The sequence below is a fragment of the Nostoc sp. T09 genome (assembly GCF_002154695.1).
Classification (GTDB): Bacteria; Cyanobacteriota; Cyanobacteriia; order Cyanobacteriales; family Nostocaceae; genus Aulosira.
In genome coordinates, this window is record NZ_MTAV01000028.1 from 20815 (window position 1) to 46287 (window position 25473).

The window sequence follows — 25473 nt, forward strand, 5'->3', positions numbered from 1 at the left end:
AATTCACTTCTCGATCTCTCGAACTAGAGATTATCCTGTTGCAATCAACCCAAGTTGTGATTGAGTTATGGAGCAAATAGTTATTAGAGAGATGCAGCATGAAGATATCAATGCTGTTGTAGATATTTATGCTGAGGTTTTCGACGGCACCTATGTTGGCTTTGGAGAACTCAGCGCCGGAATGGGAACAGCCCCTGGAGTATCTTGTGAGCAGGCACCGGAGATTTTTCGAGAAGAATTGAAAGATTTACTCTGTGACACTTCAACCAATGGTCTCTTCGTTGCTAGCTGTGGCAGTAAGGTAGTTGGTTTTGCTGTGGTTGTCTTACACCGTAACAATGTAAATTTGGAATGTTGGCTTAATGATCTGGGAGTTAGCCTAAACTGGCAAAGACACGGAGTCGGACGAAATTTGGTAGAACGAGTGCTTGCTTGGGGAATTGAGGAGAAGGGAGCTAAGTGCTGCTTACTGGAAAGTGGTGTTAAAAATGAGACTGCTCACAAACTTTTTAAGTATATGGGGTTTCAACCTCTATCAACAGTTTTTTGGAAGGGTTCTTGTTCTTCAGCCGAAACTGAAGAATAGCTCTTCATCTGGGTAAATCCTTTTGTTTGGATTGCAGCGTTCGCTTTCCCTAATATCCCATCACCTCGTCTTCAGAAGAGGCACAGCAGCTACTAAATTCAACGTTAGTAGGCAGTACATCAAGAGCAGGATTAGCATCAAAAAAACCTACAGGTTTGAGTGTAAAACCGCAGTAGGCAACAGGCATAACCGGCCAGTCCTCAGGTCGTGGAATATGGTGATGCCCAAAAGTATACCATAATACCACATCTGTGTTTTCAATTGAGCGATTTGCTTTTGTCCAGTGAGGCAACCCTTCCCCACCAGGATGCTGATTCGGATAGTTGCCTGTGGGAAAGCGTTCGTCAGAGTTGTAGGACGTTACCCACAGGTGTCTGGTGATAAAGCCACATCGTTTGAGGATTGGGGCATCTGGGTAAGCAAAGGGCAGCACGTTCTCGCCGGGAAGGAGTTTGTAACCGACAGGTTGCCCCAAGCGGTTGTGGACATTTGAGTTGAGAATTTTCCAAAAACGTGAAGATAGGGGATTGATGATGCGTTGAGCCTGCTGTTCTGTTGCTAGTAGGGTCGATTCAGCATAAAAAGCGTTGCCGTAAGGGTTCTCTGCTCCTGGTGGTGCGGCTACTGTGTTCACTTCATACACAGAGTTTGGTTGACCATCGATATCCATATCCAACCGCATCGAGAAGAAATGCTGGTGATTTAAAGCATTGAGTTCTGGCGCGACGATTGTTCCATATTTCGGCTGGTTGGCTATGGCAGCACAGAGTAGAATACCAGTTAATTTCACCTCATACTGAATCGTGCCATCTTGATAGAAATACCAAAAGAAGCCATATTCATAGTTATCTACAGTGGTGATAAAAGAGAGAACCAGACGGCGCGATCGCCGCACCTCAACTTCATCCAAGCGCCAATCAGTATGCTTCCAGAGGATACCGTAATCTTCTTCGTGCAGGCAGACAGCATTTTCGGTAGTTGCAACCTCTCCTCGACTGTTGGTAAGAACAGCATCAAAATAGTAAACTTCTCCCAAACAATCGCACCCAAGTGTAAGAGAATTGGCAAGCATTCCTATCCCGTGTTCGCCAATATCAAAGGCGTTTTTGCGGAAGTGTTGTGATCGCGGATCGCCGTAGGGCACCACCATCTCTGCCATTGATGCTCGGTAAAGAATTGAACGCAACCTTCCTTGATCTTGATAGCCGACGGTATAAAGCACCAACCCTTCGCGAGGAGTGAAACCGATACGAAACTGCCACTTTTGCCAGCGCACTTGATGTCCATTCACCTCAAAGCTTGGCCCTTGAGGTTGAGTGATGTGCAGTGGTTTCACGTCGTCGCGGAATTTAGGAATGAAGGCTCTAGCATATTCACCGCGATCAGACGGGACATCTGTTATCCCTGAATCTTCAACCCGAATCACCTGCATTGTGTTGAGATCGACAACGGGTACCAAACCATCAATTGGGCGAGAGTAGAAGTTACCATTCGCTACTGCCCGCATATAGCACAAACATCGGGAGAGGCGCAGCCCTTCCTCATCAGCAAAACCAAAGTTGCCAACTGCCCAAGGATCAATAACCACCAAATCCAAATCACTGATTCCCCGTCGCGCTAACGCTGCTTGAAAATCCGGGTGCTCTTTTACCTTCACTTCGCACTCTTGTATTTCATCCGCCATAATATTCGGCTGGACATTGGGAATGTGCTGCCAGGAAGTGAGTGTGTGACTTGCCAAATCCACCACTGCTTCGTAGGTCATGCCCGTAGTATTGTCAAGCAGAATCAGAAAAGCTTCTCGTTTGACCGAATCGCCAAGGTGAAAGTTTAGCACCACTTCTTTGGGAGGTTCCTTGAGTGTTACCGTTGGGAAGCGAAAGTTATTTCCTACGTTATGTTCTCGCCGCACAGTTGCTACAGCAATCTCAATTTCTTTAGCCGTTAAAGGTTCAAGGGGATGAAGAACAGGTTGAGCAGAATCGGCCTGAATTGAAGCAGAAATTGTCATAGTCGTTTTTAGAAGAAGCCGCGAGCAAGATGTTTGTCAGTGACCCCACTTCACAAATACAACTCAATATCACTAAATCTTGAGCTATTTCTCCACAGCCAAGCTGGGATTATGGTATTCAGGAGGCTCCGAGTAGAACGAGCTGTTGTACTTGCAACGATAATACAGCATCGGGATGATACCCAACACAATTGAGCTGATAGTGTACAGTGAAATCTCAAGTCCCAGTTGTGGCAATTGTGCAACTCCCACAATCAATAGCACAATTGCAGAGCTAACTGGCCAAATCCCCTGCATAAAGAGTGTTTTCTTACCACTCCCAAGAGTTTTGCGATAATACCACGCGCAAGCTATCCCAGTCATTGCATAGTAAAATGACACCATAATCCCAATCGAGCGAATGAGGTTTTTCATCACAGCAGCAATACTCTCACTGGTGCTTGATAGGGTCATTAAAAACAGCCCCAAGACTGTGATTATTAAACACGCTAGCCAAGGGGTTTGAAACCTGGGATGAATCTCTTCAAAGCGACGAGAAATTACGCGATCGCGTCCCATTGAGAATAACAGGCGCGTACATTGTGTTAGCTGCGTTTCCATTGTTCCCAGCGTACTGATCAGAACTGCCAGAATTGCAATATTGCCCCAAGGATGGGGAAAGATTGCATCACCCATTGCAGACAACAAGTTGGCGCTGTTCTTGTCAATATCTTCCAAGCTAAAGCCTGTCTGGATCGTCACCTGCATTAAAATGAATAGCAAAAAGACGCCAATCATACCCAAGACACCGCTAAAGCCTGCGGTATTGTTCGAGTCCTTTGTTTCTTCTGCTACGTTGGAGGACACATCCCAGCCAAAGTAGTAGAACATGGACACCAGAACTCCAGCAAAAAAGGTCTGAAAATTACCAAATGCTGTTGGTGAAAACCATGACAGCGAGAAAGGATTGACCGGATTGGCAAAGAACTTAATCAAACCACCAATTACCAGCGCTAACAGGGCAAAAACTTCAATCCCTGTCATCAATCTCTGGAATCCGGCGGCAACATGTACACCAAGGAGCGTCAGTGTAGCAATTGCCACAAACCATACTCCACCAGTAATGGTAGCAAGAACAACGTTTTCCTCATATAGAGGAGCAATTAGATGTAAAGTGATTACCCCTACAGGCAGAGCTGCTGTAACCATGAATGTCGTACTCAGAACCAGAAATGTCCAGGCACACAAAAATCCCAGAGAAGGATTAAGCGATCGCCCCACCCAAGTATAGGCAGCTCCAGCATCAGCACGCCAATGGTTTAAGTACATGAACGCAAAAGAAATGCCAAACATGGGAATTGCTCCATAGACTAACGATCCTGGAGCTGCTAGACCGACTGCTGCAACCAAGGCACCCGTAGTAGCATTCAAAGAGTAAGATGGCGCAGAGCCTGCTACAGCGAGCGTTATGGAGTCAATGATTGACAGAGCGTCTTTTTTTAGATTGGCCATATTGTCTATATTTTTACTAAATAATCCTAGATACCGAAACAAATTTGACTTATAAAATCATATTTCTACAGTCAACCACAGCTTAATAGGATTGAGCCACGACTCATGATTCATGTGAGTTAGTGCCACTTTGCTGGAAAGGCTTACTGTATTAAGATTTCAGTCCTAGTACATCGCACCGCTATATCTACGCCTACTCAATCATGGAAGAAACCACGACGGTATTACGCGGTCGAAGCTTTTAAAATATTCATGTTATCTACGAAAGCTTTAATCCAACCTGAGTTCGACATCAATGAAGTTAATCAAAAGTTAAGGGAATTCAACTCATTTTGTACTTAGGAGAGCTATTTTTCCTGAAATGCTTCCTATATATGCTTTTCAGACATTGCGTAGCGGCAAATTATCTCTTCGCTACTTTTACCCCTATATCCCCATCTCCACGCCCTTCACCTTAAACCCAAGTGATTTTGCAGTGCTTGGCGCATCACTTCTACAGGTACAGTTTCTTGCTGCAACCAGATTTTTAATGCTGCTACACCTTGTTGAACTAGCATTTCTAATCCATCGATCGCAATTGCACCTTGTTTTTCTGCTATTTGGAGAAATTGTGTCGGTTTAGGAATATATATCAAATCGTAGGCGATCGCTTCTTTTGGTAACTCCGCGATTTCCGTCGCACTCAACGGCGATTCATCAACTTTGGGATACATTCCGATTGGGGTTGTATTTACCAACAAATTTGCTTGCGGAATTAGTTTGGCTAATTTCTCCCATGTATGGACTTGTAAATTCGCAGCTAGTGAGGAATTATGCCAACTATCGTAAAATTCTTGTAACCTCTGCTGATTGCGTCCCACAACATGAATCTTTGCAAAACCTAGCTGGTGACAACCTGCTACAACTGCTCTCGCCGCACCGCCATTACCTAAAATTACCGCCGCCTTCTGACTCCAATCTTGGTGATATGTTGTTTGCAAAGGGGCAATAAAGCCTTCTATATCTGTATTTGTGCCTACCCATTGATGATCTTGGCGAGTAACAGTATTAACTGCTCCTATAGCTTGGGCAATGGGCGTAATTTCTGATAACAATGGCATAATTGCCTGTTTGTGAGGAATCGTGACACTAAAGCCAACAACCCCAACAGCCGCAAAACCTGCGATCGCAACTTCTAAATTCTCTGGTGCTATCGGAAAGGGAAGATAAACATAATCTAATCCCAACTGGGCGATCGCAGCGTTGTGCATCACTGGTGATAACGAATGTTCCACCGGATGCCCAATTACCCCTAAAAGTTTAGTTTTGCCTGTAATCTGCAACATACTTTGTCAGCCAGTAACTTCCAGCCTGAGGGAAATTTACCACAATGGTGACATTATTTAGACATCTGTTTTAAATGATTGCCATATTTCCATCAGTATATTTTGGCTACTGCGTTCTGGCTCATGCTTACGTGGGTAACGTTGGATATAGGAACCATCTGATTGCAAATCCCAAGCTAGGCGATTGTCTGCCAGCATAATCTCCAAAATGTCTTGTAAAGTTTGCGAAATCTTGGGATCTTCCACTGGTGTAACAGCTTCCACACGCCGATCTAAGTTACGAGGCATCCAGTCAGCACTACCAATGTATACTTCATTTTGCCCATTATTATGGAAGTGAAAAATCCGAGAGTGTTCTAAAAAGCGGCCAATAATGCTGATCACGCGGATATTCTCGCTGATTTCTGGTACTCCCGGACGCAAACAGCATGTACCTCGAACGATTAGGTCAATTTGTACCCCAGATTGCGATGCGGCGTAGAGGCTGGTAATAATTTGCGGATCTACCAGAGAATTCATCTTGGCAACAATCCGGCCTGTTTTTCCGTTTTTGCTGTTTTCAATTTCACGACGAATCAAGGCAATCATGCGATCGCGCATACTTACAGGTGATACTAGCAGCTTGCGGTAAGAATGCTGATGGGCATAGCCCGTTAAGTAATTAAATAAATCAGTTAAATCTGCACCTAAATCTTCTCGACAACTAAACAGCCCTAAATCGGTGTATAACTTCGCTGTTTTCGGATTGTAGTTGCCAGTGCCAATATGAACATAGCGACGAATCTTTTCTCCTTCCTGACGCACCACCAAGACTATTTTGGTGTGAGTTTTGAGTCCCACCAAGCCATATACAACATGAATTCCAGACTTTTCTAGTTTCTGCGCCCAAGTAATGTTATTTTCTTCATCAAAACGGGCTTTTAATTCTACAAGGACAGCAACTTGTTTGCCACTTTCCGCCGCAGTAATCAGAGACTGAAAAATCTCAGAATCTCCAGAAGAGCGATAAAGTGTCATTTTAATTGCCAGGACATGAGCATCGCGGGCAGCTTGAGCTATAAATTGCTCTACAGAGGCGCTAAAAGATTCGTAGGGATGATGTACTAGCAAGTCATTTTGTTGAATTATTGAGAAAATATTCTCTGTTGCTTCTGCTTTATTTGATTTAGTTATTTGGTTGCATTGATGAATATCATGCAGCCGAGGTGGAATTATCGGTGTCCAAGGTGAATCTTTCAGTTCCGGTAATGGCAAAGCCAGGAACGACATTAAATCCTTTAAATTTAACAGTCCATCTATTTCATAAACATCTGTCTCAGTCAGTTCCATTTCTGGACATAACATTTGTCGCACAGACTGAGGCATTGATGGTTGAATTTCTAAACGTACTACAGAACCACGAAAATGCCGTCCTCGTAACTCTTGCTGAATTGCTAATAGTAAGTCATCTGCTTCTTCTTTCGCTACTGCTAAATCTGCCTTACGAGTCAGCCGAAATAGGTGATATTCCTGAACGAGCATCCCAGGAAATAAAGTTTCTAAATTGTGAGCTACTACCTGTTCTATTGGTACACCCATCCAGTGATTTACTCTGCCATTTTCTGGTTGTAAATCTTGAGGTAACTCAATAAATCGCGGCAGAATATTTGGCACTTTGACTTTGGCAAACTTTTGTTTCTCTGTGACTGGATCTTTGACAACTACTGCCAAGTTCAGACTGAGATTCGCCATTCGGGGAAAGGGATGGCTAGGATCTACTGCTAAGGGTGTCAGAACTGGAAAAATCCGCTGTTTAAATAACTTTCGCAGGTAAGAACGTTGTTCTGAACTGATATCTATGTAATTGAGAATATGAATACCTTGGGATGCCATTTCTGAACGCAACACTTTCTCAAAGTTGTGATGCTGTGCAATTACCATTGGACGTAGTAATTGCGCGATCGCTTTTAATTGTTCTTGTGGAGTCAGACCATCTGGAGTTCTTTTACTTACCTGCGCTTGGACTTGATCTTTGAGAATTGCCACGCGAATCATGAAATATTCATCTAAATTGGAACTGAAGATAGCGGTAAACTTCAGTCTTTCCAATAAAGGTGTACGCAAATCCAACGCTTCATGCAAAACTCGCCGATTAAATTCTAACCAACTTAGCTCTCGATTAAAGTAATACTGCGGGTCACTCAGGTTAATAGCTGTGGTTATCTGTTTGGATTTGACCATATTAATTTTTAATTTATTCGGAGAAAATTTTGTAGAATCCAGATATCAATATCTGTTTAATATTTCTCAGATTAATGCATTATTTTTTCTCAGGTATTTATATTTTAAATAAGGTCTATTTAGATAAAATATGAAAGGAATATTTTCTACCTTTAACTTTACTTTTATCTATATCAAACCTTGTTTAAAAGTTAAAATTTTGAGCTTGTATATCCCGTTACCAAGGCTTTGCTGGAAAATTCAAGGTTTAATTAATGTCAATAACAATTTATCTTATAAGTATTTAAAACGCTTTTTCTTCTCGATTTAAACACTAATTTTAGGATTTTTTTGTTGTAGTTCAGAGTAATTTTGATACTAGTTAATTTGTTATTGACATCATTAATTAGATTCTTAGTTATTGATTAACAATAGGTTAATTTTAGGTTAAGCAAATTTTAACTTTATATCAAATTTGCTAATGTAAGCTTTTTTACACCATCAAATAGAGTTAAATTAAAAATAATTTTTTATCTAAATAAATAGAGGTAAAAAACCCAATTTTAATAGCACATATAAACACAATTGCCAGATTGAGAATGAAAAAAATTAATAGTAAGTAATAGTTTTTTACTTTGTTTATCTAACTTTTGAGGGTAAATATATAATGTATTAAATTTTACCGATAAACCCCGTTTTACTGTAGGCTAACTAAATCTAACAATTTGAGTGTTGATATTGGTTTTCACTACCTTCAACCGAACCTTTGTGCTGGATTACAATTATTAAAAGCTACTTCACATTTCTTTAGAATCATGCAGGCAATTACAGCCCCCTCTACAACCCCAATTCCCGGTCAATACTGGCAGTGGCGAGGGCACAAAGTGTACTATGTACGAGCCGGAGAACAACATCCGCAACGTCCGCCCTTGTTATTTGTACATGGGTTTGGTGCTTCCACAGACCACTGGCGCAAGAACATCACAGAACTAAGCCAAGATTTTCAAGTATTTGCGATCGATTTATTGGGATTTGGACGCTCAGCCAAACCTAAAATGCAGTACGGTGGTGACTTGTGGCGTGACCAACTGCACGACTTTATCAGTGAAATCATTGGTCAAAAAGCAGTTTTAGTAGGTAACTCTCTCGGTGGCTATGCTTCCTTGTGTGTTGCTGCACAACGCCCCGATAGTGCTGCTGGTGTAGTCTTACTGAACAGTGCAGGCCCCTTTAACGAACAGCCAACATCTGAACCCGAAGCTTTGCAAACACAAATTCAGCCTCCCAAACAAGAATCGGGATTGCAGAAGTTGCTGGGTGACAGTGTGAAGTGGATGTTTCAGCAACCTTTAGCCCAGTTTTTATTATTTCAATATGTGCGACAACGTTGGGTAATTCGCCAAACCCTAGAAAAAGTTTATTTGGATAAGAGTGCAATTACAGACCAGTTGATAGAAGAAATTTATCGGCCGGCTTACGATGCAGGTGCATTTGATGTATTTGTCTCGGTGTTTAGTACTCCCCAAGGAGAAAAAGTTGATGTACTGCTGAAGCAATTAACTTGCGCTTTATTGTTGTTGTGGGGAGAAGCTGACCCTTGGATGAATGCTAGAGAGCGTTCCCAGAAGTTTCGCCAATATTATCCGCAACTGCAAGAACATTTTCTATTAGCAGGTCATTGTCCCCATGATGAAATACCAGGTCAAGTAAACTCTCTTTTGAAAGATTGGGTATTGTCTATTGCTCAGTAAATTTAGGAAACAATTTTAAGTATTCGATACCCTTTAGGGTGTCGCTACACCAGCAAAGCCTGCGGAAGCAGGCTTTCAAATACTAAATGGCAAGTCAAATTGTTTCTTGGTATTTCCTGATTTTCAGTTAAAAATTTCTGTTAGCTTCATCAGGTGAAATTACTTATTGAGGGCGTATTGTCGAAACCTTTCCAAATCGGCTTGAATTGTCGATTCCACAACTCTTCCCAAAAACAAGTTATCCATGATTTTGCCAAGAAAGCCAGGGATAGCATAGGAAATAGTCATTTTGACAATACTACTATTGTGGCGATCGTAAAAGCGAATCGCTCCTTGATTGGGCAAGCCATCAATTGATTGCCATTGGATAATCTGATTGGGTATGACTTTGAGAATCCGGGATTTCCAAGTAAAATCCAGACCGCCAGTACTCAGCTTCCAAATAGATATATCTGGATCATCAGGCGATATTTTCACAGAATCAATCCACTTCATCCATTTGGGCATTTGCTCCAAATCAGACCAGAGACTCCATACTAAATCTATAGGAGCCTCAACCTCGACCTGTACACTATGCTCTAGCCAGTCTGACATTTTATTTCCTTCCTCTGCGCTTTCTCTTGCCTCGTGCGGTTCGTTATTGCTTCACATTCTCCAAAATCACTTTCGCCGCACGTCGCCCGGAAATTGTTGCTCCCTCCATACTATCGATGTAGTCTTGCTGAGTGTAACTGCCTGCCAAGAAGAAATTAGCTACTGGTGTCTTTTGGTTAGGACGATATATATCCATCCCTGGCGCTTCTCGGTAAAGAGACTGAGCAAGTTTTACCACGTTGTACCAAGTCATATTTAACTCTCGCGACGAGGGGAAGAGTTCATGCACTTGCTTAAGAACGTGCTGGGCGATCACTTCATTGCTTTGTTTGATAAATGGATCTCCCGGTGTCAGCACTAACTGCAACAATGAACCCTGTCCTGGGCGATAATAATCAGCAGGGCTACTCAGGGCTAAATCTGCAAAGCAAGAAAAGTCAGCATCCGCTGTGTAGAGCAAATTATCTATCCCCGCGGCATGATTTAGCTGTTTGCGTTGCTCTTCATCTTGCAGTTCTGTTACCCAACCATCAAACCTTAGCTGTACTGTGGCGACTGGCACGGCATCTAGTTTGTAAATATTGTCAAATTCAGTCCACTGACGCCACTGTTGAGGCAGGATGCGTTGAATTCCAGGCACGTCACAGGCAAAGACGTAGGCATCAGCAGTAACCACTTCTTCTGTCTCACCTTGGGCAACTACTATACCTGTAACATGGGTTTGTTCCCCTTGTTCTCTAAACTGAATTTCCCGTACTTGCCGACGGGTGTAAACTTGAGTGCCTCTAGCTGCCAAATATTCCAAGATGGGTTTGTGTAGGTATTCATGAGGAGAACCTTCCAGCATCCGCAGTATTGAAGCTTCAGTTCTAACCGCGAAAAACTGAAAGATTGTCAACATACAACGGGCAGACATATTTTCGCAATCAATAAATCCTAAGGCGTAAGCAATGGGGTTCCACATCCGCTTAATGCTACCTTCACTACCACCGTGACTGCGAAACCAATCGGCGAAGCTGACTTTATCTAAATTGCGAATGGTTTTCATCGCCCCATCAAAGTCCACCAAACCACGAACTATCGGGCTAGTGCCTAAGGCGATCGCATTTTGCAATTTATCCTGTAATGATAGTTGGGAAGTAGTGAAAAATGCTTTTAACCCATTAAAAGGCGCACCTGTGAAGAAACGAAAATCTAAAGCACCAGTGCGCCCCCCTTTGTTGATAAAAGTGTGGGTATGTTCTTTTAGGCGTAGATTGTCTAACGCCCCTACCTTTTTCATCAAGTCAAACAGTTGATAGTAGCAGCCAAAAAACACGTGCAACCCCATTTCAATATGGTTGCCATCGCCATCTACCCAACTGCCAACTTTTCCACCAACAAACGGACGGGACTCAAAAATCTGTACTTCACAGCCAGCATCAGCTAAATCCACGGCAGTTGCTAGCCCTGCCAGTCCCGCACCTACGATTGCAACGCGCATTCCGTCGTTCCTTTTCAGTTTCTTTACAGATTGTAACTGGCTTGGTGTCGGAATTTGCTACTCATATTCAGTCGATTAGCACATAGCTGCATAGCGGTGTCCGGTTACACACTTTTGTATCCCAAGACTTCTAAGTAACGAATAATACCTCGTAAATAAGTCAACTCTAGGGATTGGGTAACTCAGCATTCACTTAGTTACGACTGAATAAAACAAGTATTGGAAGTATTCTTGGCAAACACCTTCCTACTTGCTGTGTTCTTTAGTATCTTCAGAGATAGGTAAACCTCTAATCAGTTCCCGAATGACATCGGTTGCTGGTCTACCAGTTTGCTGACAATATTGTTCCAGTTTTTCAGCTTCCTGTGCTGCAAGATTAACTGTTATACGTTTTACGGCCCACTTTTTATTTGTCATTATCATGCTAGTTGCTATATATTAACATCATCAAAGACATCTAACTAAAGAATAAAAAGATAATATTCTTAAGAATTAGTGCCAGTAAACAAGCAATGCCATTAATATTAAAAATGCTAGTTTTGTCAAATGTTGTTCATTTTCCAATAAAATATAAAAGGCATGATTCATTTGTTACTGTTGTGACAGGGAAAATAGCGCACACTTGCCGTGAAAGTAATTTATATCGGCAAAAGTATAGCGACTAAACGCTAACAGTTAAATTTTCTAAATCAATGGGTATCCATGCTGTTAACAAAATAAAGATTACCCAAATTTTTCTTTATCAAAAGCATTTCTCTTTCTCTCTAAACTCAGTTCGCTACAAAACTCTGGAGAGAACATAATACCATAACATTTAACAATCAAGTGAGAGAAAATTATCATTGTTAAATGCTGGCTAGTAAAGATTTTTTAGTAGCATATGTAGTTTGCGATCGCTCGTGGTAAAGTTCACACTAACTAGCTAGGTCTCCAGGCGGGGGGGAGCTTTCGCACTTGTTCATGTTACTGTCATCAAACTTCATACTCGTAAATTAAGATTTTTCTGAGAGTAAGGCTTTGGTATTTTTTGTTTTCATATCTTCTACTAAAATTGACCCTGTTATCTACTAGACTGTGACTATATTCTGATTAAATACATTGCTTTTATTAATCAGGCTTTGGATAGAATAATCAAAACTTGATAATGCTATTGACCTCCGCTCAATTAATCTATAATTGCTAGCAAAATTTTTAAATTCTCCATACCTTATATAGCTCAGTAGTTTTCTTTGAGAAACAAATATTTTCCAGCATTAATTTTGCGGAGATGATTACTCATTCCTTGAAGGGCTAATGTACTCTGAGATGTGGTAGATACAGCCTATTCATAAACCTAGAGTTGCTATTGGCATTAAAATTTAATTCCAGATAAGTGCTCTAGCTATCGAAGCATTTTAAACAGCTTCTAAAAGCTGCTTGCTATTCAAACATTATGCAAATAACCATCACTGTATAAAAAATATTGTACACCTCAATATTTTTTAAGTGCATTTATTAAAGCTATTCTGACTAAAATTTAAATAATCTTTATTCAAGAGCTAAATAACAGTATTTATCTGGCTTTATAAAAGAATTATAAAGTAATCTTTATTAGGCTAAACTTTCAATGAATAAGATTCATAAATAACAAAGTCCTGAATGAGAAGAAAGGCAGATATTGAAACAAGTTTGTTTAATTTAAACTGGCCCAACTTTGTCTAAGCATTTTATTGTTTGTGCTATTTTATACTGTTGTAGCTAGCCCCAACAGTCACTAGAAAAGGATAAGAATATAGTTACTTCATAAAGTTTTGAGCAAGTAATTACTATGATGTGCAGCAGTCAAAGGACTTTTCCTTGAGGGCAGCATAGAAGTAATAACTATTACGCCTACTTATAGTAGGTAGATAGACTTAATCTCACCTGAAAATACACGCAGAGACGAGGTAAGACAGAGCTAGAGGAACTCCGCCAGAGACTGGCTCAAAGAAAACTGAAATTTTTATACATCGTAGTCAAAACTATTTTTTTGGAACTGGCTTCTATTTAGTGATTTAGTCTAAATGCTATGCTCTTCCGTTATTTAAGCCAGCTAGGTAGGTGCAGTGCTAACACTACTCAAAATTAATCCCAAGTTGCGTACTCCACAGGAGATGTTGCAGAGTAAGCAATTGTGTAGCCATTGCGGAATGTCATGCGATTCGAGATGTTATCCAGTTTCAATCTCGGTATTTATTTACTCAGGAAGCATTGCTCCCCTTTTGAGGCAGTACTATTCAAATTGAAGTTGAGGTACGAGTTGCAAAGTACCAATGCCTAAATCTTTTGGAGAAACCGATCGCGCTTCAAACAAAGCCATCATATCTCGCAATTGAGGGTTGCCACGGGCTGATCCCGTTAGTCCTTTAGCAATGATTAAACCACAGTAGCCTTTGGTATTTTTACAGCGCTGATTCCATTTTTTTCGGGCTTCTACATGAATGGGATCGTCATCTAAAAATTCGCCAAATAGGAATAATTCATCATTGTGAGTTTGCAATAAACCTAAGTCATACTTATTACCATCAAAGGGATCGGCTCCAGGATTAAAACAAATTGCTTTCAGTCCCCCAGCGGCTTCTAAATGTTCAATTACCGTCTTACCCCTCGGACGAGAAGTTTGAATTAAAATTACAGGCAACCCGTCACCTACTTGTTGAATTTCACCAACGGGATGATAGGTAACGCCTTGACGTAAATACTCCAGCATCTCCCAAGAGACTACTCCTAAACTAAGGAAAGAGTCTTCTGGGATCAAATCATCTCGTAATGAATGGAACATCGTAGAAGATTCTGCCATCTGCCCATCCTCATGATCTAAGCCTGCCATTTCCTCTAATTCCGCTGCCAACTCTGGCATGGTAGAGACAGTCACAGATACTGTTTTAGCCGCTTCATTGCACTGAGGGAGGGTAATCCGATAGCGATGGTTGAGGCTAGGGAATGAGTCTCCAGATAGCTGGCGACGGTGATCGCGGATAAAGCGGTTCAGGCTCTCTAAAGCCACAAATACTACAAGTGCTTCTTCGTCATACAAAACAGACCGCAGTCCTTCTAAAGGATGGATATTACCAAAGGTAGGGTCAATTTCTGATAATGGTAGATCTGCTAAGTCACCTTCATCATCGTCAACTTCATCTGTTTCATCACTACCCTCAAAGGTGAGAAACAGGCAATCTTGTTTGAGAAACGCTTCTTCTAAACGCCCTTGTGATTCCTCATCTCTTAACACGGCGGCGCGAAACTGCTTCAAGGAATCTTCGGAACGATAGAACAAAATCCCATATTCCATCCCCAGCATTCCCATGACGGAGGCGTAGAGTTTACCAACATCCCACTTATTAATCTCTATGGACAAGATTTGCTGTTCTTCTAAAAACTCCCAGGGAGATGCCTGCCAAATTGCAAATGCCTTATCTTGCAAGGCTTGTGCATACTGGGGGGGTAAATCGGGAATTTGGCTATCGAGGATTTCGCCAAACGAGCGAAACAGTTCGTCAATTAACGGCAATTCTGGTGCGTAGTCAATGGCAATGTCTAAGTCTTGCAGTACTCCGCGCAGATAAAATTGGATCTCGCGATCGCGGACGACAATTCTTTGCGGCCGAGCAGGTTTGGCCGGACTATGGGGATGCTCCATTGCCCGCATTAAAGTGCGAACAACTGCTTCCGGACCAGAGTCGGATCCTACCACATCCATTCCCCTGACAATCCCTTGAGAGCCATCCACCCAAAGTATGCAATCACCCTTTCCTTCCGCGTCTCTTGGCTGAGTTTGTGATGATGACAACGGACGGCGATCGCCCTCCCATATAGAAGGAATTTGGGATAATTTCTTCAACCGACGACTGGTAGAGCGATTAAAACTTGTCATAGAGTAAGTTAATTAAAAGAAGCAGTATCTTCGTCAATTTTTGGGAATGGTTAGTCTCGGATGAAATTTTCCTAGCTATACCTGAAGATTGGTTGCTATTCAGGCTGCCACCAGGCTGAATTTCCAAAAATAGCGAATCTCAAAACGCACCAAATCTCTCACTTCTAGAATAAAAATATTTAGCGGCTTTTGACGGAGTCTTTACAATTTGGCAACCAGGAACATCAATGTCGCTAGAATGGATACAAAAACACCAACTACAAGCCTAGGGTACTGGTTAGACTACTTAAGGAGTTGAAACAGCAGATGACACAAGCAATTCAACCGCAACAACGCGGAATTCAGTTGAGCGAAACCGCATTACACCAAGTAAAGTCTCTCCGTGACAGGCAAGGTCAAGATTTGTGCTTGCGGGTAGGCGTGAGACAAGGTGGCTGCTCTGGGATGTCTTACATGATGGATTTTGAAGACTCCAGCAAGATCACTCCCCAGGATGAAGTTTTTGACTATGATGGCTTCAAAATTGTTTGCGATCGCAAAAGCTTATTATACCTCTATGGCTTAATGCTCGATTATAGTGATGCCATGATTGGTGGCGGCTTTCAATTCACTAACCCCAACGCCAATCAAACCTGTGGTTGCGGTAAGTCATTTGGTGTATAGTCAAAAGTCAAAAGTCCAGAGTCCAAAGTCCAAGAGCTTTTGACCCTTGACCCTTGACCCTTGACAATTGACAATTGACCAATGACTAATACGGTTGAATCCCTGTTTGATACAGGTTTGGAACGCTATAAAGCAGGGGAAAGTGCAGCTTCTTTAATCCCTGTGTTTAAAGAAGTTTGCGATCGCGCTCCTAGAAGCAGTTCTGCTTGGACTTGTTTGGCTTGGTTGTATCTGCTCGATAACAAAGGTAACTTAGCTTATAAAGCCGCACAGAAGGCAGTCAAGCTCAATCCCCAAGACCCACAAGCCAGAATTAATCTTGCTGTTGCCATGCTAGAAACCGGACAAAAAGGTTTGCGGGAACACGTTGATTTCGCCCAACAGTTAATTTTTGTAAATCAAGAATGGGAGGACGAAATCAAAAACAGCATTGAAGACGGTTTAACTAGAAAACCAGATTGGCAGAGTTTGGCAAAAGTCAAAGGCTGGCTGTTTGACGCGTAAATGGTAATTCTGTTAGTTGTCACTAGCTAGAAACAAAGGACAACTAACTATTACCCATAAGCAATGTGCCATTTTTAGACAATTTGACAACAAGACAGTGATGAAAGATAAACTTTTAAGCTGGCTAAACTTTGTTTTAGTTGCAGATGTATTCCTGGTTTTGTTTGGTTTTGGATGGTTTGCGATCGCGGTGATTGGTGATGCCTCTGGTGTAAATTTAGGACTAGATTTGTGGCATCAACTGTGGCAACCTGTGTTTAACCCAGCCATTGGGATTCTTATGGGGGGCGCAATTCTCAGTGGTCTGATCAATTGGATTTCCCGAAAATTTCAGGCCGATTAGTCAACCTCTAGGGAATTCAAAATAAGTTGAGGTCTAGTCAAGGGCAAGATTCTAACTTCTAATAATCATTCACCCTTGACCTTTGAATGCCAGTTCACTCAACTTTGGGAACCAAAGCACGTGACTGGCTCCTCTTGACCTAATTTAAAATTTCTGTAAGTGCCGAGTTCAAATTGGGATACTGATACCCAAAACCAGCTTCCAAAGTGCGCTTGGGAAGAACTTGTTGACCTTCTAAAACTACTTTTGCCCCATCTCCTAAGAGTGCTTCTAGTGCAAAAGCTGGGACTGGCAACCAGGAAGGGCGATTCATTACTTGCCCCATAGTTTGGCTCAAATCTACCATTCGTACAGGGTTGGGAGCAGTGGCGTTAAATACGCCTTCCATCTCTGGTTTGGTTAAAGCTTGCAGAATGAGGTTAACTAAGTCGTCTATGTGAATCCAAGAAAACCACTGCCGACCGCTGCCAATTGGCCCACCAGCAAAAAGTTTGAAGGGAGTAATCATTTTACCTAAGGCTCCACCCATCCCCAAAACAATACCCAAACGCAGAATTACTAATCGCACGCCTGCATCTTTAACTTTGTTCGCTTCTGCTTCCCAAGCTTGGCAGACTTCAGCAAGAAAATCATTTCCAGAGGAGCTGGTTTCGTCAAAGGTAGCAGTTTCACTAGTGCCGTAGAAGCCGATAGCTGAAGCGTTGACTAATACTGTTGGTTTAGGGTTAGTCTTGACGATTGCTTCCACAATTTTTTGTGTACCTAGCTTGCGGCTATTGAGAATTTTCTGTTTGTGTTCTGAGGTCCAGCGTTCCTCTGCTATGGGTTCGCCTGCTAGGTTAACGACAGCATCACAACCTGTAATAGTATCTTGCCAAGAGCCTGATGCAATAGGTTCATAAGCAACAATTTCTACATTGGGAAAAGCCTGAGAAGAAAAAACTTTTTGGGCAAAAGCGGTGTTACGTGTTAACACCAACACGCTATAACCATCCTGGTGGAGTCGTTCTACCAAACGACTACCTACAAAACCTGTTGCTCCAGCAATTGCTACTTTCATGATGCACACACGTCCGCCAAAGTCTTATTTTAAAGTTTTTTATCAGATTTTCTACTTGCACCCCCTTCCTTTTTGAGTGTAGGAGATTTGTTTAATGAATTTATAAAGACTTGCAGTTTACATACTTCGGTATTATAGGATGGACGGAGTGTTGCAAGGCGTGGGGCTATTATGGCTCGCTATACCTGTTCTTTTATTGTTTCTGTTCCTGTTGAGCATCTCCAGCCGTTGCTTGTAGATCTCTTACAAGACTGTGATTTGGATGTTCAATACTACACGGCCGATTACATTATGGCTCGTGAGGTTCCCGGGACTGTTTCTTTTTCCAAGTTAGTTAAGGTGGAAGTACTGATTGATAAATCAACAGCGACGGAAACAGAAACCCGGTTGAGTATTGTGGTTAAAAATGAGGAACTACCACTCCAACTTGATAATCACTGTCGACAAGTATTTGAATTTGTGAAGCAGGCGATTGAACACAGTCGCCATTGGCATCTGATTGAAAGTCTAGCAGGATAACTTTTGCTGCTTTTGTTTAGGCATCCGCTGCGGCTAGCTGAATGGCAAAGCTACGCAATAAGCTAAAACTACACAAATTTTGGATTTGAGATTTTGAACCTACTGTGTTACAGAGGTTATGGGTTGCGCTGGTTCTCAAGCCACTCCGTTCGGTATTTAGACTTGTAAACGCTCAAAAGGTAGCAAGTGGCGTGATTTTTGCTCATAAGTCTTGACCACGCTGCTTTGCCAGTAATCCCAAACTATACTCTTGTCAAGAAATCATGACAACATCAGGTCTTTACCTAAATTTTGCGGACATGATGTCTCATGAACAGCCGCTAGCATAAAGCTTCAACATTTATGGTAAGCACTGCCGCTTGATGTGGACAGCTTGACTATTCTTGAGCAAGCGTCTCTGATTCAATAATGTTGTTGGTTCTAGAGTTCCTCTATATCGTCTGTCATACCAGGATTAATCAATGTAATATCATACTCGCTAGCATCTGTATTACCCGAACGCTGGGTATTACGTAGCAAGTAATAAATAGCACGTACCTGAGGACCAAAAATAATTTCGTCTTCATTTCTCAGATCGTGGGACGGCATCTTGCGTCCATTAATCATCAAACCGTTAGAACTGAGCTTGCCTTTAGCATCACCATCGACGATTCGATAATAATAGCTCTGACTATTCTGCTCTCGTGGTAATCTCACCAATGTGGCATGGCGGCGGGAGACAAACTGCGACACCAAACGGATATTGCACTCGCGATCTCTACCGATAGAGTAGACGGGGTTTTCCAGAGTAAATTCCTTACGACCTTGATCGTCTTCAATAATCAGAAGATGGCTTTCATTGGTTTCTGCTGCCATTGATGCATCGCTGCTAACATTGGTTGAACTGTGATTGCTCAAGCTTTGTTTAATATAGTTTCCTGCCATTCTTACGCACTACAGTCTGTGGTACTGCTCTAATAAGCATTAAATTGCATATTGCTCCAAAAGAGTAGAATATGACTCTTCTACTCCTGCTAGTTTAACTTTTGTCAGATTCTCAACATGCTTTGGTAGATGCTTAACTCCTGAATACGATTTTAGTTTGCCCAACAAGAATAGGAGCGAGATTGAGTTGAGAACTTAACCTTCAAGAGAGAAGTTTAGGGTCGATGAGCTAAACGCCGTAATAAAACTGAGTTACTAACAACACTAACTGAGCTAAAGGCCATTAATGCGGCGGCACCAGATGGGCTAAGTATAAAACCCAAACTGGGTAACAAAACACCTGCTGCTAAGGGAATACCAATTGTATTATATGCAAAAGCCCAAAACAAATTCTGACGGATTTTGTTGAAGGTGGCACGGCTGAGGTGAATTGATTCGACAACATCGCTGAGGCGATCGCGCATTAGTATAATAGCAGCAGTTTCCATTGCTACATCAGTGCCGGAGTATAAAGCAATTCCTACATCTGCTTGAGATAAAGCCGGAGCATCATTGATCCCATCTCCAACCATTGCGACAACGGATTTTGGATTTTGGATTTTAGATTTTGGATTAGGTATTCTCCTCATCTCTCCTGCCTGAAGAGATTGGATAGCGGTGGCTTTTTTGCTGGGGGGAACACCAGCGATCACATCAGCGCTATCTAAACCCAGCTGTTTACCAATCGCACTAGCAGCTTCTAAGCGATCGCCACTTAGCAACATTACCCGTAAACCCATCTGACGTAACCGATCTACTGTGGCTTGAGCATCAGGTCTAAGAGTATCACTAACGGCAATGATTCCAGCTAAATTTCCGCCCACTGCTACACAAACAACTGTTTTTCCCTCTGTCGCTAACTTCTGACTCAACTTTTGTGCAGTGTCGCTAATTGCGATTCCGTGCCAACTTAACCATTCCCAATTACCCAGCAGTATACTTTTGCCCTGTACGCTAGCAGACACACCGAGTCCTGGTTCTGTATGAAACTCTACAGCTTCTGGGATAGCTAGCTGTTGCCGCTGTGCTTCTTGTTGAATCGCTTTGGCGAGAGGATGGCATGTGCCGCTTTCTACTGCGGCTGCCAATTGCAGGAGTGATTGAGAAGAGTTTTCCTCTCTGCCCAATTCCCCAATCGGCAAACAATCAGTCACAGTCGGATTACCTGTCGTCAGCGTGCCTGTTTTATCAAAGACAATAGTATCTAGCTGGTGTACCCGTTCTAAAACGTCGCCACCTTTAATTAATAGACCCCGTTCCGCACCTAAGCCGGTTCCTACGAGAATAGCTGTTGGTGTAGCTAGCCCCAAAGCACAAGGACAAGCAACTACCATAACTGCGATCGCTAGCTTTAAGCTGATGAGCAATGGCGAATGATGCAGGCTGAGTGATGAGTGCTGAACACTGTGATCTGTGTGACTCATCATATCCATGCCGCCTGATATGGTGATATCTGGCCAAATATGGGTACCGAAGAAGTACCAAAATATAAATGTTAATAAAGCTGCTGCCAATACCCCGTAGGTAAAGTAACCAGCAACTGTATCTGCTAATTTCTGAACAGGTGCTTTCCGGGTTTGGGCATCTTCTACCAGAGCGACAATATGAGCTAAAGTTGTATCGCTGCCTGTACGGGTTGCCTGAATAGCGATCGCTCCCGACTGGTTGAGAGTACCTGCTGTTACAAGATCCCCTGGTTGCTTGATTACAGGTACGGATTCCCCAGTCAGCATCGACTCATCCACCGTGGTTTGCCCAAAACGAACTTCACCATCAACAGGAACTTTATCACCTGGTAGTATCTTTAACCATTCACCAACTCGCACCTGTTCTGCTGGAATTTCCACGATAGCCGACCCGACAATGGCATCTTGGCTATAGTGCGAACCATCTCCATCAGTTACTTGCCCAACTATCTCTGGGTTAGCAATCAATCGTGCTACCTGTGGCTGTAGTGCTAGCAGTTGCCTAAATGCTGCGGCGGCACGTCCTCTAGCTTGTTGCTCTAATGTGCGTCCTAAAAGAATAAAACCCAACATCATCACTGGTTCATCAAAGAAGCACTCCCAACCCATTTGGGGGAACAGTAGCGCCACCAAACTAGCCGTATAGGCTGTCAGAGTTCCCAATCCTACTAGGGTATTCATATTGGGGGCATTTCGTCGCCAGCCCAGCCAACCATCCACTAAAATCGGGCGACCTGGGACTAGTATGGCCAATGTTGCCAGTCCACAGTGGAACCAAATGTTATTTAATAACGGCAATGTTAAGCCGCTAATAGTACCAAAATGTCCAATTCCAGATAAGACTAGCAGCACCCCAGCAACCACCAACTGCCTTAATGAAGAGCGCATTTCTCGTTGCTGTCGCACTTGGGGGTCTTCTCCAGCAGCTGTCTCACCTGCGGCTGTTCGGGGTTGAGTGGGAAAGCCGTTGGCGGTCAAATGCTTTGCCAGTAACTCTGCATCGACCGCCCCAGCTTCTAACTCTACGACTGCTATCTCTGTAGCCAAGTTCACACAGGCATTCTTAACTCCTGGCTGTTGGGTTAGCTGTCTTTCTACTGCTTTTACACATCCAGCACACTTCATGCCCCCAACATCCAGAATTATTTTCTCTGTAATTGGGATCGGTTCTGGGGTGATCTGAGTTTTGGGAACAAGTTGCATGGCAAGAGTTTAGTTAGATTCGCTTCAAAAATCTGACGCTCGACTAAAAGCGCCCTAATTTGAGGGTAGCGAAATCTGGAACTAAGACTGCATGTCAAACATATTAAATTCTTAATTTCCCTAAATCAATTCAGTCTTGACGACGAGTCCAGCGTTGATGAGACGTGTAAATCAATGCTCCAACCTGCATAGGGAGAATGGCAATCAGGCTTTTCAAAAAATAATTGATTTCTAAATTAGACATAGCACTGAAATACCCCACGCCGATCAGCCAGCACAAAACCAAGGTAAGCTTTTGACGTTTGAGGATTAGCATATCAGTAGATATAAATTGCCAGGATACAAGTAGGATAGATAGGCTCAAATAGAAGTTAACGTGAGACAGAGAAACTTTTAAAACCAGCCTTGCTTATTGACAAAGTAAGTATCTACAAATTCTTCATGGGGCTTGTTTAAATAAATCATGCCTTCAATTAGACCTACAAGTTGCATAATTAACAAAGTAAAACCGTAGGTGAAAGCGCCACCAACTACAGAAATAACTAGCATAATAAAACCTTCTGGGGCGTATCCTAAAACAAATTTATGGACGCCAAAACCTCCGAAAATAATCCCACAGTAACCAGCCATAAGTTGTTTGGTTGTTTGACTCGAGTTTAGATTTGCCATATTGAGTGTTGCTCCTGAATAAATAGGGAGTAATTTTAAATGATTGTTCCAGAAAATACCTGAATATATTTATGTGGTAAATATATTTTTACTTTCTCTAATGAAAAAGCAATATTCCAGATAAATAGCCACAGCTAAGGTGTTACATTGCCCTAGGGAATGCCATCATAATTGCATAGAGAAGATTATTTGCTATTGCCTGGAGCTATAGAGCGTTGGTTAAATTTTCGGTTCTTTGAGCGACAAATCTCAGCACATTAGCTTTACGGATTTTCAAGTGAGAGATTTCCCTTGAGAAGAATTCACTCTGAATAATCAGCAAATACTCCTATGCTGGAATAAACCTTTCTACGGGTCAATCACTTTTATGTCCGGATTTTTTTGGATCTGGCTGCAATGATGAGGACATCTTTTGTGGACAGTACTAGCGTAGTCATTGTTCCACAGAATAGAAACAAATTTCGCTGCCACCAAAGTGCAAAGTAGTAGCATTTTGAGAAATCCCATCAATGGCTGCTACCTAATTTCACAAGCATTCTAACTAAAAAGAGCTTGAGAAAGTAATGCGCATCTTGCAAAGGGTGAAGATTACCCAAAAAAAATGAAAATCTGATAGAGAGTTTGCTATGTATTTATCGGTATTGCTAAAGTGACTTTTGCCATCAGCAATATTTCCCCTGAACCTAGCACTTACTTATGCTTATTGCTATTTATAAACATTAAACGCTTGCCATATATTATTCCCATATATGGAGATAAAAGCAAATATTTTGATTTTTTGGCAACCGTAATTATACGGTTATTTAATTACCGCTACCTAGGATAAATAAACTGAGTAGAGTACCACTGTTCCAAAGACTGTGCAAGAGCATAGGAGCAAGTAAATTACGCGATCGCGTGTACACTACTCCCAAAACGATCCCCAAGGCTGTCAGTGGTAAAATTTCCGACAAGCTCAAGTGAGCAGCGGCAAATAGCAGGCTACTAGTAAGAATCGCCGCCCAAACAGGAAGGTAACGAGTTAGCGAGGGCAACAAAAAACCACGAAACAGAATTTCTTCAAAAAACGGCGCGGCGATCGCAGCTGTTAAGAAAAATATACCCAGTGCGATAGAATCTTGACTTTCCAGCGCTAGTTGCAACAAAGGATTACTACCACCTTGCCCTTGCCATAGTTGTTGATTAATCAAAGACACCACTACGACTATCGGTAAAGCGGCGCAATAGCCGCCTAGTCCCCACAAAAACCACTTACCTTGGAAATTGAAGCGAAACCATAATTCTGGTAGGGGAAAAAAGCGCTTGATCGATAAATACAGTACCAATAACGCACCTGATGCTACTAAAAGGTAACGCAGCAAGACTGAGAAAGCCTGAAAACGCACATTACCGCCAGTAAGCGAGATGGGGAGCAACGAGAATAACAGGGGCACAAACAGTTGTCCCATCAAGAAAAAGCCGAGAATAAAAACCTGTAAAATCGTTTCACCACCCCAAGGGGTTGACCAAGGTACATCAGCGTTTTGAGCTAGTAAGGCTGCTTTTCCTGTCACCAAGCGTTGAGCAAACACAGCAATCAGCAGTATGATCCCGATTAAAGCTGCCAAGGTAGGGACAATCCCAATCACTGCTAATTTCAATACAGCTTGGGTAGCAGCTTGCTGTTGTGCGGCTTGAACTGCTGATAGTGCTTCTGGGCGTTGCTGGAGTTTGTATAGTTGCACTAGCGCATTAGCGCGAAACCAACCTTCTAAATTTTTTTGAATCAGCTGTTGAGCATTTGGTAGCAGACGAGGAGGATTACTCCACAAACCAATTAACACAGCAGATGTTTCTTGAAATTCGGGTTTAATATCTGAGCGTTGCTGCAAATCAGTCCAAGTCTTCAGTGCTAGCTCTGTCTTTCCTTGCTGTGCTTGTAAAATTCCTAGGCGTAAGTCTAATTCACCTAATAATTTTTGCAGTTGGTTGAGAGACTGCTCCAACTGTTGCTGCTGTTGGCTAGAGGGATTTTCAGATGGACGGGTTTCTGGTAAGGGTTTAGGAGGTGCGGGAGTAGTCACTGGTTGAGAGCGCAGTTTTGCCAGTTGATTTTTGGCTTTGTCCAAATTGGTTTGCACCGATTTTCGCGCTTCTTGATATTGCTTGACAGCGTTGTCCAGAGGTTGATCGCCAAGTATGGCATCCCTAACTACCTGGAAATTCTCGTCTTTGTTATCTTCTGGTTGCCAAGCTTGCGCTTGCAGCGCAATATTTGTTTGGTACAGTTCCAGGCGACTTTGGAACTGTGGTTCCTGCCAACTGCTAAATAGAGATAAGCCGGACAACACCAACGAGATCAGCGTCAGCCCAATTAAACCCAACCGTTTGATGGTCATCTATCTTCCCTTGACTAACCAGTGTAGAAGCTTATGCCTCTTGGGAATTATCGCAAGAAAAAGCAGGAGGTGGATAGATTTTAGGATCGGGAATTTGGACCAATTTTCCAAAAGGTGGTAGCAGATGATGCGTGGGAGACGTGGTGAACTTTGGGTAAAGAGTACGAAATATTACTAAAGATTCAGCTTAGGACTTCATAGGCTCGCACTCGCATCTTCCTTTACTGAATTACGCAATATTTAGAAGTTTTGCATAGAGGCGATGTCAATTGCGCGAATTCCGTAGGTGCTTTATGCACGGATATTTCATCTATATCACGTTATTTTTGAATTAAATTATACTTCATGCAAATTTATTACTTAAGTGAATATT

The 25473-nt window shown here is 42.3% G+C and carries 19 protein-coding genes; 6 read left to right on the forward strand and 13 right to left on the reverse strand.

What is annotated here, in order from left to right; translation table 11 throughout:
• The first annotated feature begins 67 nt into the window (after window positions 1–67).
• Window positions 68–586 carry a GNAT family N-acetyltransferase gene (locus BV372_RS08175; protein WP_086685698.1) on the forward strand — a complete coding sequence of 173 codons (519 nt, stop codon included), beginning with the start codon at window positions 68–70 and terminating at the stop codon, window positions 584–586.
• A 49-nt stretch (window positions 587–635) separates the two neighbouring features.
• On the opposite strand, the gene BV372_RS08180 is transcribed toward BV372_RS08175, so the two are convergent.
• From BV372_RS08180 to ppk1, 4 genes are all read right to left on the reverse strand, one after another.
• The gene (locus BV372_RS08180; protein ID WP_086685700.1) at window positions 636–2597 is read right to left on the reverse strand and encodes a primary-amine oxidase; all 1962 of its coding nucleotides are present in this window, start codon (window positions 2595–2597) and stop codon (window positions 636–638) included.
• Window positions 2598–2681: 84 nt separating this feature from the next.
• Window positions 2682–4088, reverse strand: coding sequence for an APC family permease (locus BV372_RS08185; RefSeq protein WP_086685702.1), 1407 nt, complete (start codon window positions 4086–4088; stop codon window positions 2682–2684).
• Between the two features lie 449 nt (window positions 4089–4537).
• Window positions 4538–5413, reverse strand: coding sequence for a shikimate dehydrogenase (locus tag BV372_RS08190; protein ID WP_086685704.1), 876 nt, complete (start codon window positions 5411–5413; stop codon window positions 4538–4540).
• A gap of 57 nt (window positions 5414–5470) precedes the next feature.
• A complete protein-coding gene (gene ppk1, locus BV372_RS08195; RefSeq protein ID WP_086685706.1) occupies window positions 5471–7633 on the reverse strand; it encodes a polyphosphate kinase 1 in 2163 nt (720 codons plus the stop codon).
• A 794-nt stretch (window positions 7634–8427) separates the two neighbouring features.
• On the opposite strand from ppk1, the gene BV372_RS08200 reads away from it, so the two are divergent.
• Complete coding sequence (locus BV372_RS08200) at window positions 8428–9363, forward strand: alpha/beta fold hydrolase (protein WP_086685708.1); 936 nt, start codon at window positions 8428–8430, stop codon at window positions 9361–9363.
• A 159-nt stretch (window positions 9364–9522) separates the two neighbouring features.
• On the opposite strand, the gene BV372_RS08205 is transcribed toward BV372_RS08200, so the two are convergent.
• The 4 genes from BV372_RS08205 to BV372_RS08220 form a co-directional block, all read right to left on the reverse strand.
• Window positions 9523–9957: an SRPBCC family protein gene (locus tag BV372_RS08205; protein WP_086685710.1), complete on the reverse strand. Its 435-nt coding sequence runs from the start codon at window positions 9955–9957 to the stop codon at window positions 9523–9525.
• A gap of 43 nt (window positions 9958–10000) precedes the next feature.
• On the reverse strand, window positions 10001–11440 hold the full coding sequence (zds, locus tag BV372_RS08210; RefSeq protein WP_086685713.1) for a 9,9'-di-cis-zeta-carotene desaturase: 1440 nt from the start codon (window positions 11438–11440) through the stop codon (window positions 10001–10003).
• A gap of 246 nt (window positions 11441–11686) precedes the next feature.
• On the reverse strand, window positions 11687–11863 hold the full coding sequence (locus BV372_RS08215) for a CopG family transcriptional regulator (RefSeq protein ID WP_179198012.1): 177 nt from the start codon (window positions 11861–11863) through the stop codon (window positions 11687–11689).
• Window positions 11864–13691: 1828 nt separating this feature from the next.
• The gene (locus BV372_RS08220; RefSeq protein ID WP_086685717.1) at window positions 13692–15332 is read right to left on the reverse strand and encodes a hypothetical protein; all 1641 of its coding nucleotides are present in this window, start codon (window positions 15330–15332) and stop codon (window positions 13692–13694) included.
• 306 nt (window positions 15333–15638) lie between these two features.
• On the opposite strand from BV372_RS08220, the gene BV372_RS08225 reads away from it, so the two are divergent.
• The 3 genes from BV372_RS08225 to BV372_RS08235 all read left to right on the forward strand — a co-directional run bounded on the left by BV372_RS08225 (window position 15639) and on the right by BV372_RS08235 (window position 16842).
• Window positions 15639–15995, forward strand: a complete 357-nt coding sequence (locus BV372_RS08225) for an iron-sulfur cluster assembly accessory protein (RefSeq protein ID WP_086685719.1) — start codon at window positions 15639–15641, stop codon at window positions 15993–15995.
• A gap of 81 nt (window positions 15996–16076) precedes the next feature.
• Window positions 16077–16499 carry a M48 family metallopeptidase gene (locus tag BV372_RS08230; RefSeq protein ID WP_086685721.1) on the forward strand — a complete coding sequence of 141 codons (423 nt, stop codon included), beginning with the start codon at window positions 16077–16079 and terminating at the stop codon, window positions 16497–16499.
• Between the two features lie 100 nt (window positions 16500–16599).
• A complete protein-coding gene (locus BV372_RS08235) occupies window positions 16600–16842 on the forward strand; it encodes a hypothetical protein (protein ID WP_086685723.1) in 243 nt (80 codons plus the stop codon).
• Window positions 16843–16981: 139 nt separating this feature from the next.
• Here BV372_RS08235 and BV372_RS08240 read toward each other — a convergent pair whose 3' ends face one another.
• Complete coding sequence (locus tag BV372_RS08240) at window positions 16982–17902, reverse strand: TIGR01777 family oxidoreductase (RefSeq protein ID WP_086685725.1); 921 nt, start codon at window positions 17900–17902, stop codon at window positions 16982–16984.
• 171 nt (window positions 17903–18073) lie between these two features.
• Here BV372_RS08240 and BV372_RS08245 point away from each other — a divergent pair, with 171 nt between their 5' ends.
• The gene (locus tag BV372_RS08245; protein WP_086685728.1) at window positions 18074–18421 is read left to right on the forward strand and encodes a hypothetical protein; all 348 of its coding nucleotides are present in this window, start codon (window positions 18074–18076) and stop codon (window positions 18419–18421) included.
• 420 nt (window positions 18422–18841) lie between these two features.
• Here the strand turns inward: BV372_RS08245 and BV372_RS08250 are convergent, their stop codons facing one another.
• From BV372_RS08250 to BV372_RS08270, 4 genes are all read right to left on the reverse strand, one after another.
• A complete protein-coding gene (locus tag BV372_RS08250) occupies window positions 18842–19345 on the reverse strand; it encodes an FHA domain-containing protein (RefSeq protein WP_086685730.1) in 504 nt (167 codons plus the stop codon).
• A gap of 215 nt (window positions 19346–19560) precedes the next feature.
• Window positions 19561–22053 carry a cation-translocating P-type ATPase gene (locus BV372_RS08255; RefSeq protein ID WP_086685732.1) on the reverse strand — a complete coding sequence of 831 codons (2493 nt, stop codon included), beginning with the start codon at window positions 22051–22053 and terminating at the stop codon, window positions 19561–19563.
• 393 nt (window positions 22054–22446) lie between these two features.
• A complete protein-coding gene (locus tag BV372_RS08265; RefSeq protein ID WP_086685736.1) occupies window positions 22447–22722 on the reverse strand; it encodes a TM2 domain-containing protein in 276 nt (91 codons plus the stop codon).
• A gap of 803 nt (window positions 22723–23525) precedes the next feature.
• Entirely contained in the window at window positions 23526–25100 is a 1575-nt protein-coding gene (locus BV372_RS08270; protein WP_086685738.1) for a CPBP family intramembrane glutamic endopeptidase, read from the reverse strand.
• Between the last annotated feature and the right edge of the window lie 373 nt (window positions 25101–25473).

Excerpts from the sequence above, each read along its gene's own strand:
- BV372_RS08175 (WP_086685698.1), top strand. The coding sequence starts at position 68 with ATGGAGCAAATAGTTATTAGAGAGATGCAGCATGAAGATATCAATGCT.
- BV372_RS08180 (WP_086685700.1), bottom strand. The coding sequence starts at position 2,597 with ATGACAATTTCTGCTTCAATTCAGGCCGATTCTGCTCAACCTGTTCTT.
- BV372_RS08185 (WP_086685702.1), bottom strand. The coding sequence starts at position 4,088 with ATGGCCAATCTAAAAAAAGACGCTCTGTCAATCATTGACTCCATAACG.
- BV372_RS08190 (WP_086685704.1), bottom strand. The coding sequence starts at position 5,413 with ATGTTGCAGATTACAGGCAAAACTAAACTTTTAGGGGTAATTGGGCAT.
- ppk1 (WP_086685706.1), bottom strand. The coding sequence starts at position 7,633 with ATGGTCAAATCCAAACAGATAACCACAGCTATTAACCTGAGTGACCCG.
- BV372_RS08200 (WP_086685708.1), top strand. The coding sequence starts at position 8,428 with ATGCAGGCAATTACAGCCCCCTCTACAACCCCAATTCCCGGTCAATAC.
- BV372_RS08205 (WP_086685710.1), bottom strand. The coding sequence starts at position 9,957 with ATGTCAGACTGGCTAGAGCATAGTGTACAGGTCGAGGTTGAGGCTCCT.
- zds (WP_086685713.1), bottom strand. The coding sequence starts at position 11,440 with ATGCGCGTTGCAATCGTAGGTGCGGGACTGGCAGGGCTAGCAACTGCC.
- BV372_RS08215 (WP_179198012.1), bottom strand. The coding sequence starts at position 11,863 with ATGATAATGACAAATAAAAAGTGGGCCGTAAAACGTATAACAGTTAAT.
- BV372_RS08220 (WP_086685717.1), bottom strand. The coding sequence starts at position 15,332 with ATGACAAGTTTTAATCGCTCTACCAGTCGTCGGTTGAAGAAATTATCC.
- BV372_RS08225 (WP_086685719.1), top strand. The coding sequence starts at position 15,639 with ATGACACAAGCAATTCAACCGCAACAACGCGGAATTCAGTTGAGCGAA.
- BV372_RS08230 (WP_086685721.1), top strand. The coding sequence starts at position 16,077 with ATGACTAATACGGTTGAATCCCTGTTTGATACAGGTTTGGAACGCTAT.
- BV372_RS08235 (WP_086685723.1), top strand. The coding sequence starts at position 16,600 with ATGAAAGATAAACTTTTAAGCTGGCTAAACTTTGTTTTAGTTGCAGAT.
- BV372_RS08240 (WP_086685725.1), bottom strand. The coding sequence starts at position 17,902 with ATGAAAGTAGCAATTGCTGGAGCAACAGGTTTTGTAGGTAGTCGTTTG.
- BV372_RS08245 (WP_086685728.1), top strand. The coding sequence starts at position 18,074 with ATGGCTCGCTATACCTGTTCTTTTATTGTTTCTGTTCCTGTTGAGCAT.
- BV372_RS08250 (WP_086685730.1), bottom strand. The coding sequence starts at position 19,345 with ATGGCAGGAAACTATATTAAACAAAGCTTGAGCAATCACAGTTCAACC.
- BV372_RS08255 (WP_086685732.1), bottom strand. The coding sequence starts at position 22,053 with ATGCAACTTGTTCCCAAAACTCAGATCACCCCAGAACCGATCCCAATT.
- BV372_RS08265 (WP_086685736.1), bottom strand. The coding sequence starts at position 22,722 with ATGGCAAATCTAAACTCGAGTCAAACAACCAAACAACTTATGGCTGGT.
- BV372_RS08270 (WP_086685738.1), bottom strand. The coding sequence starts at position 25,100 with ATGACCATCAAACGGTTGGGTTTAATTGGGCTGACGCTGATCTCGTTG.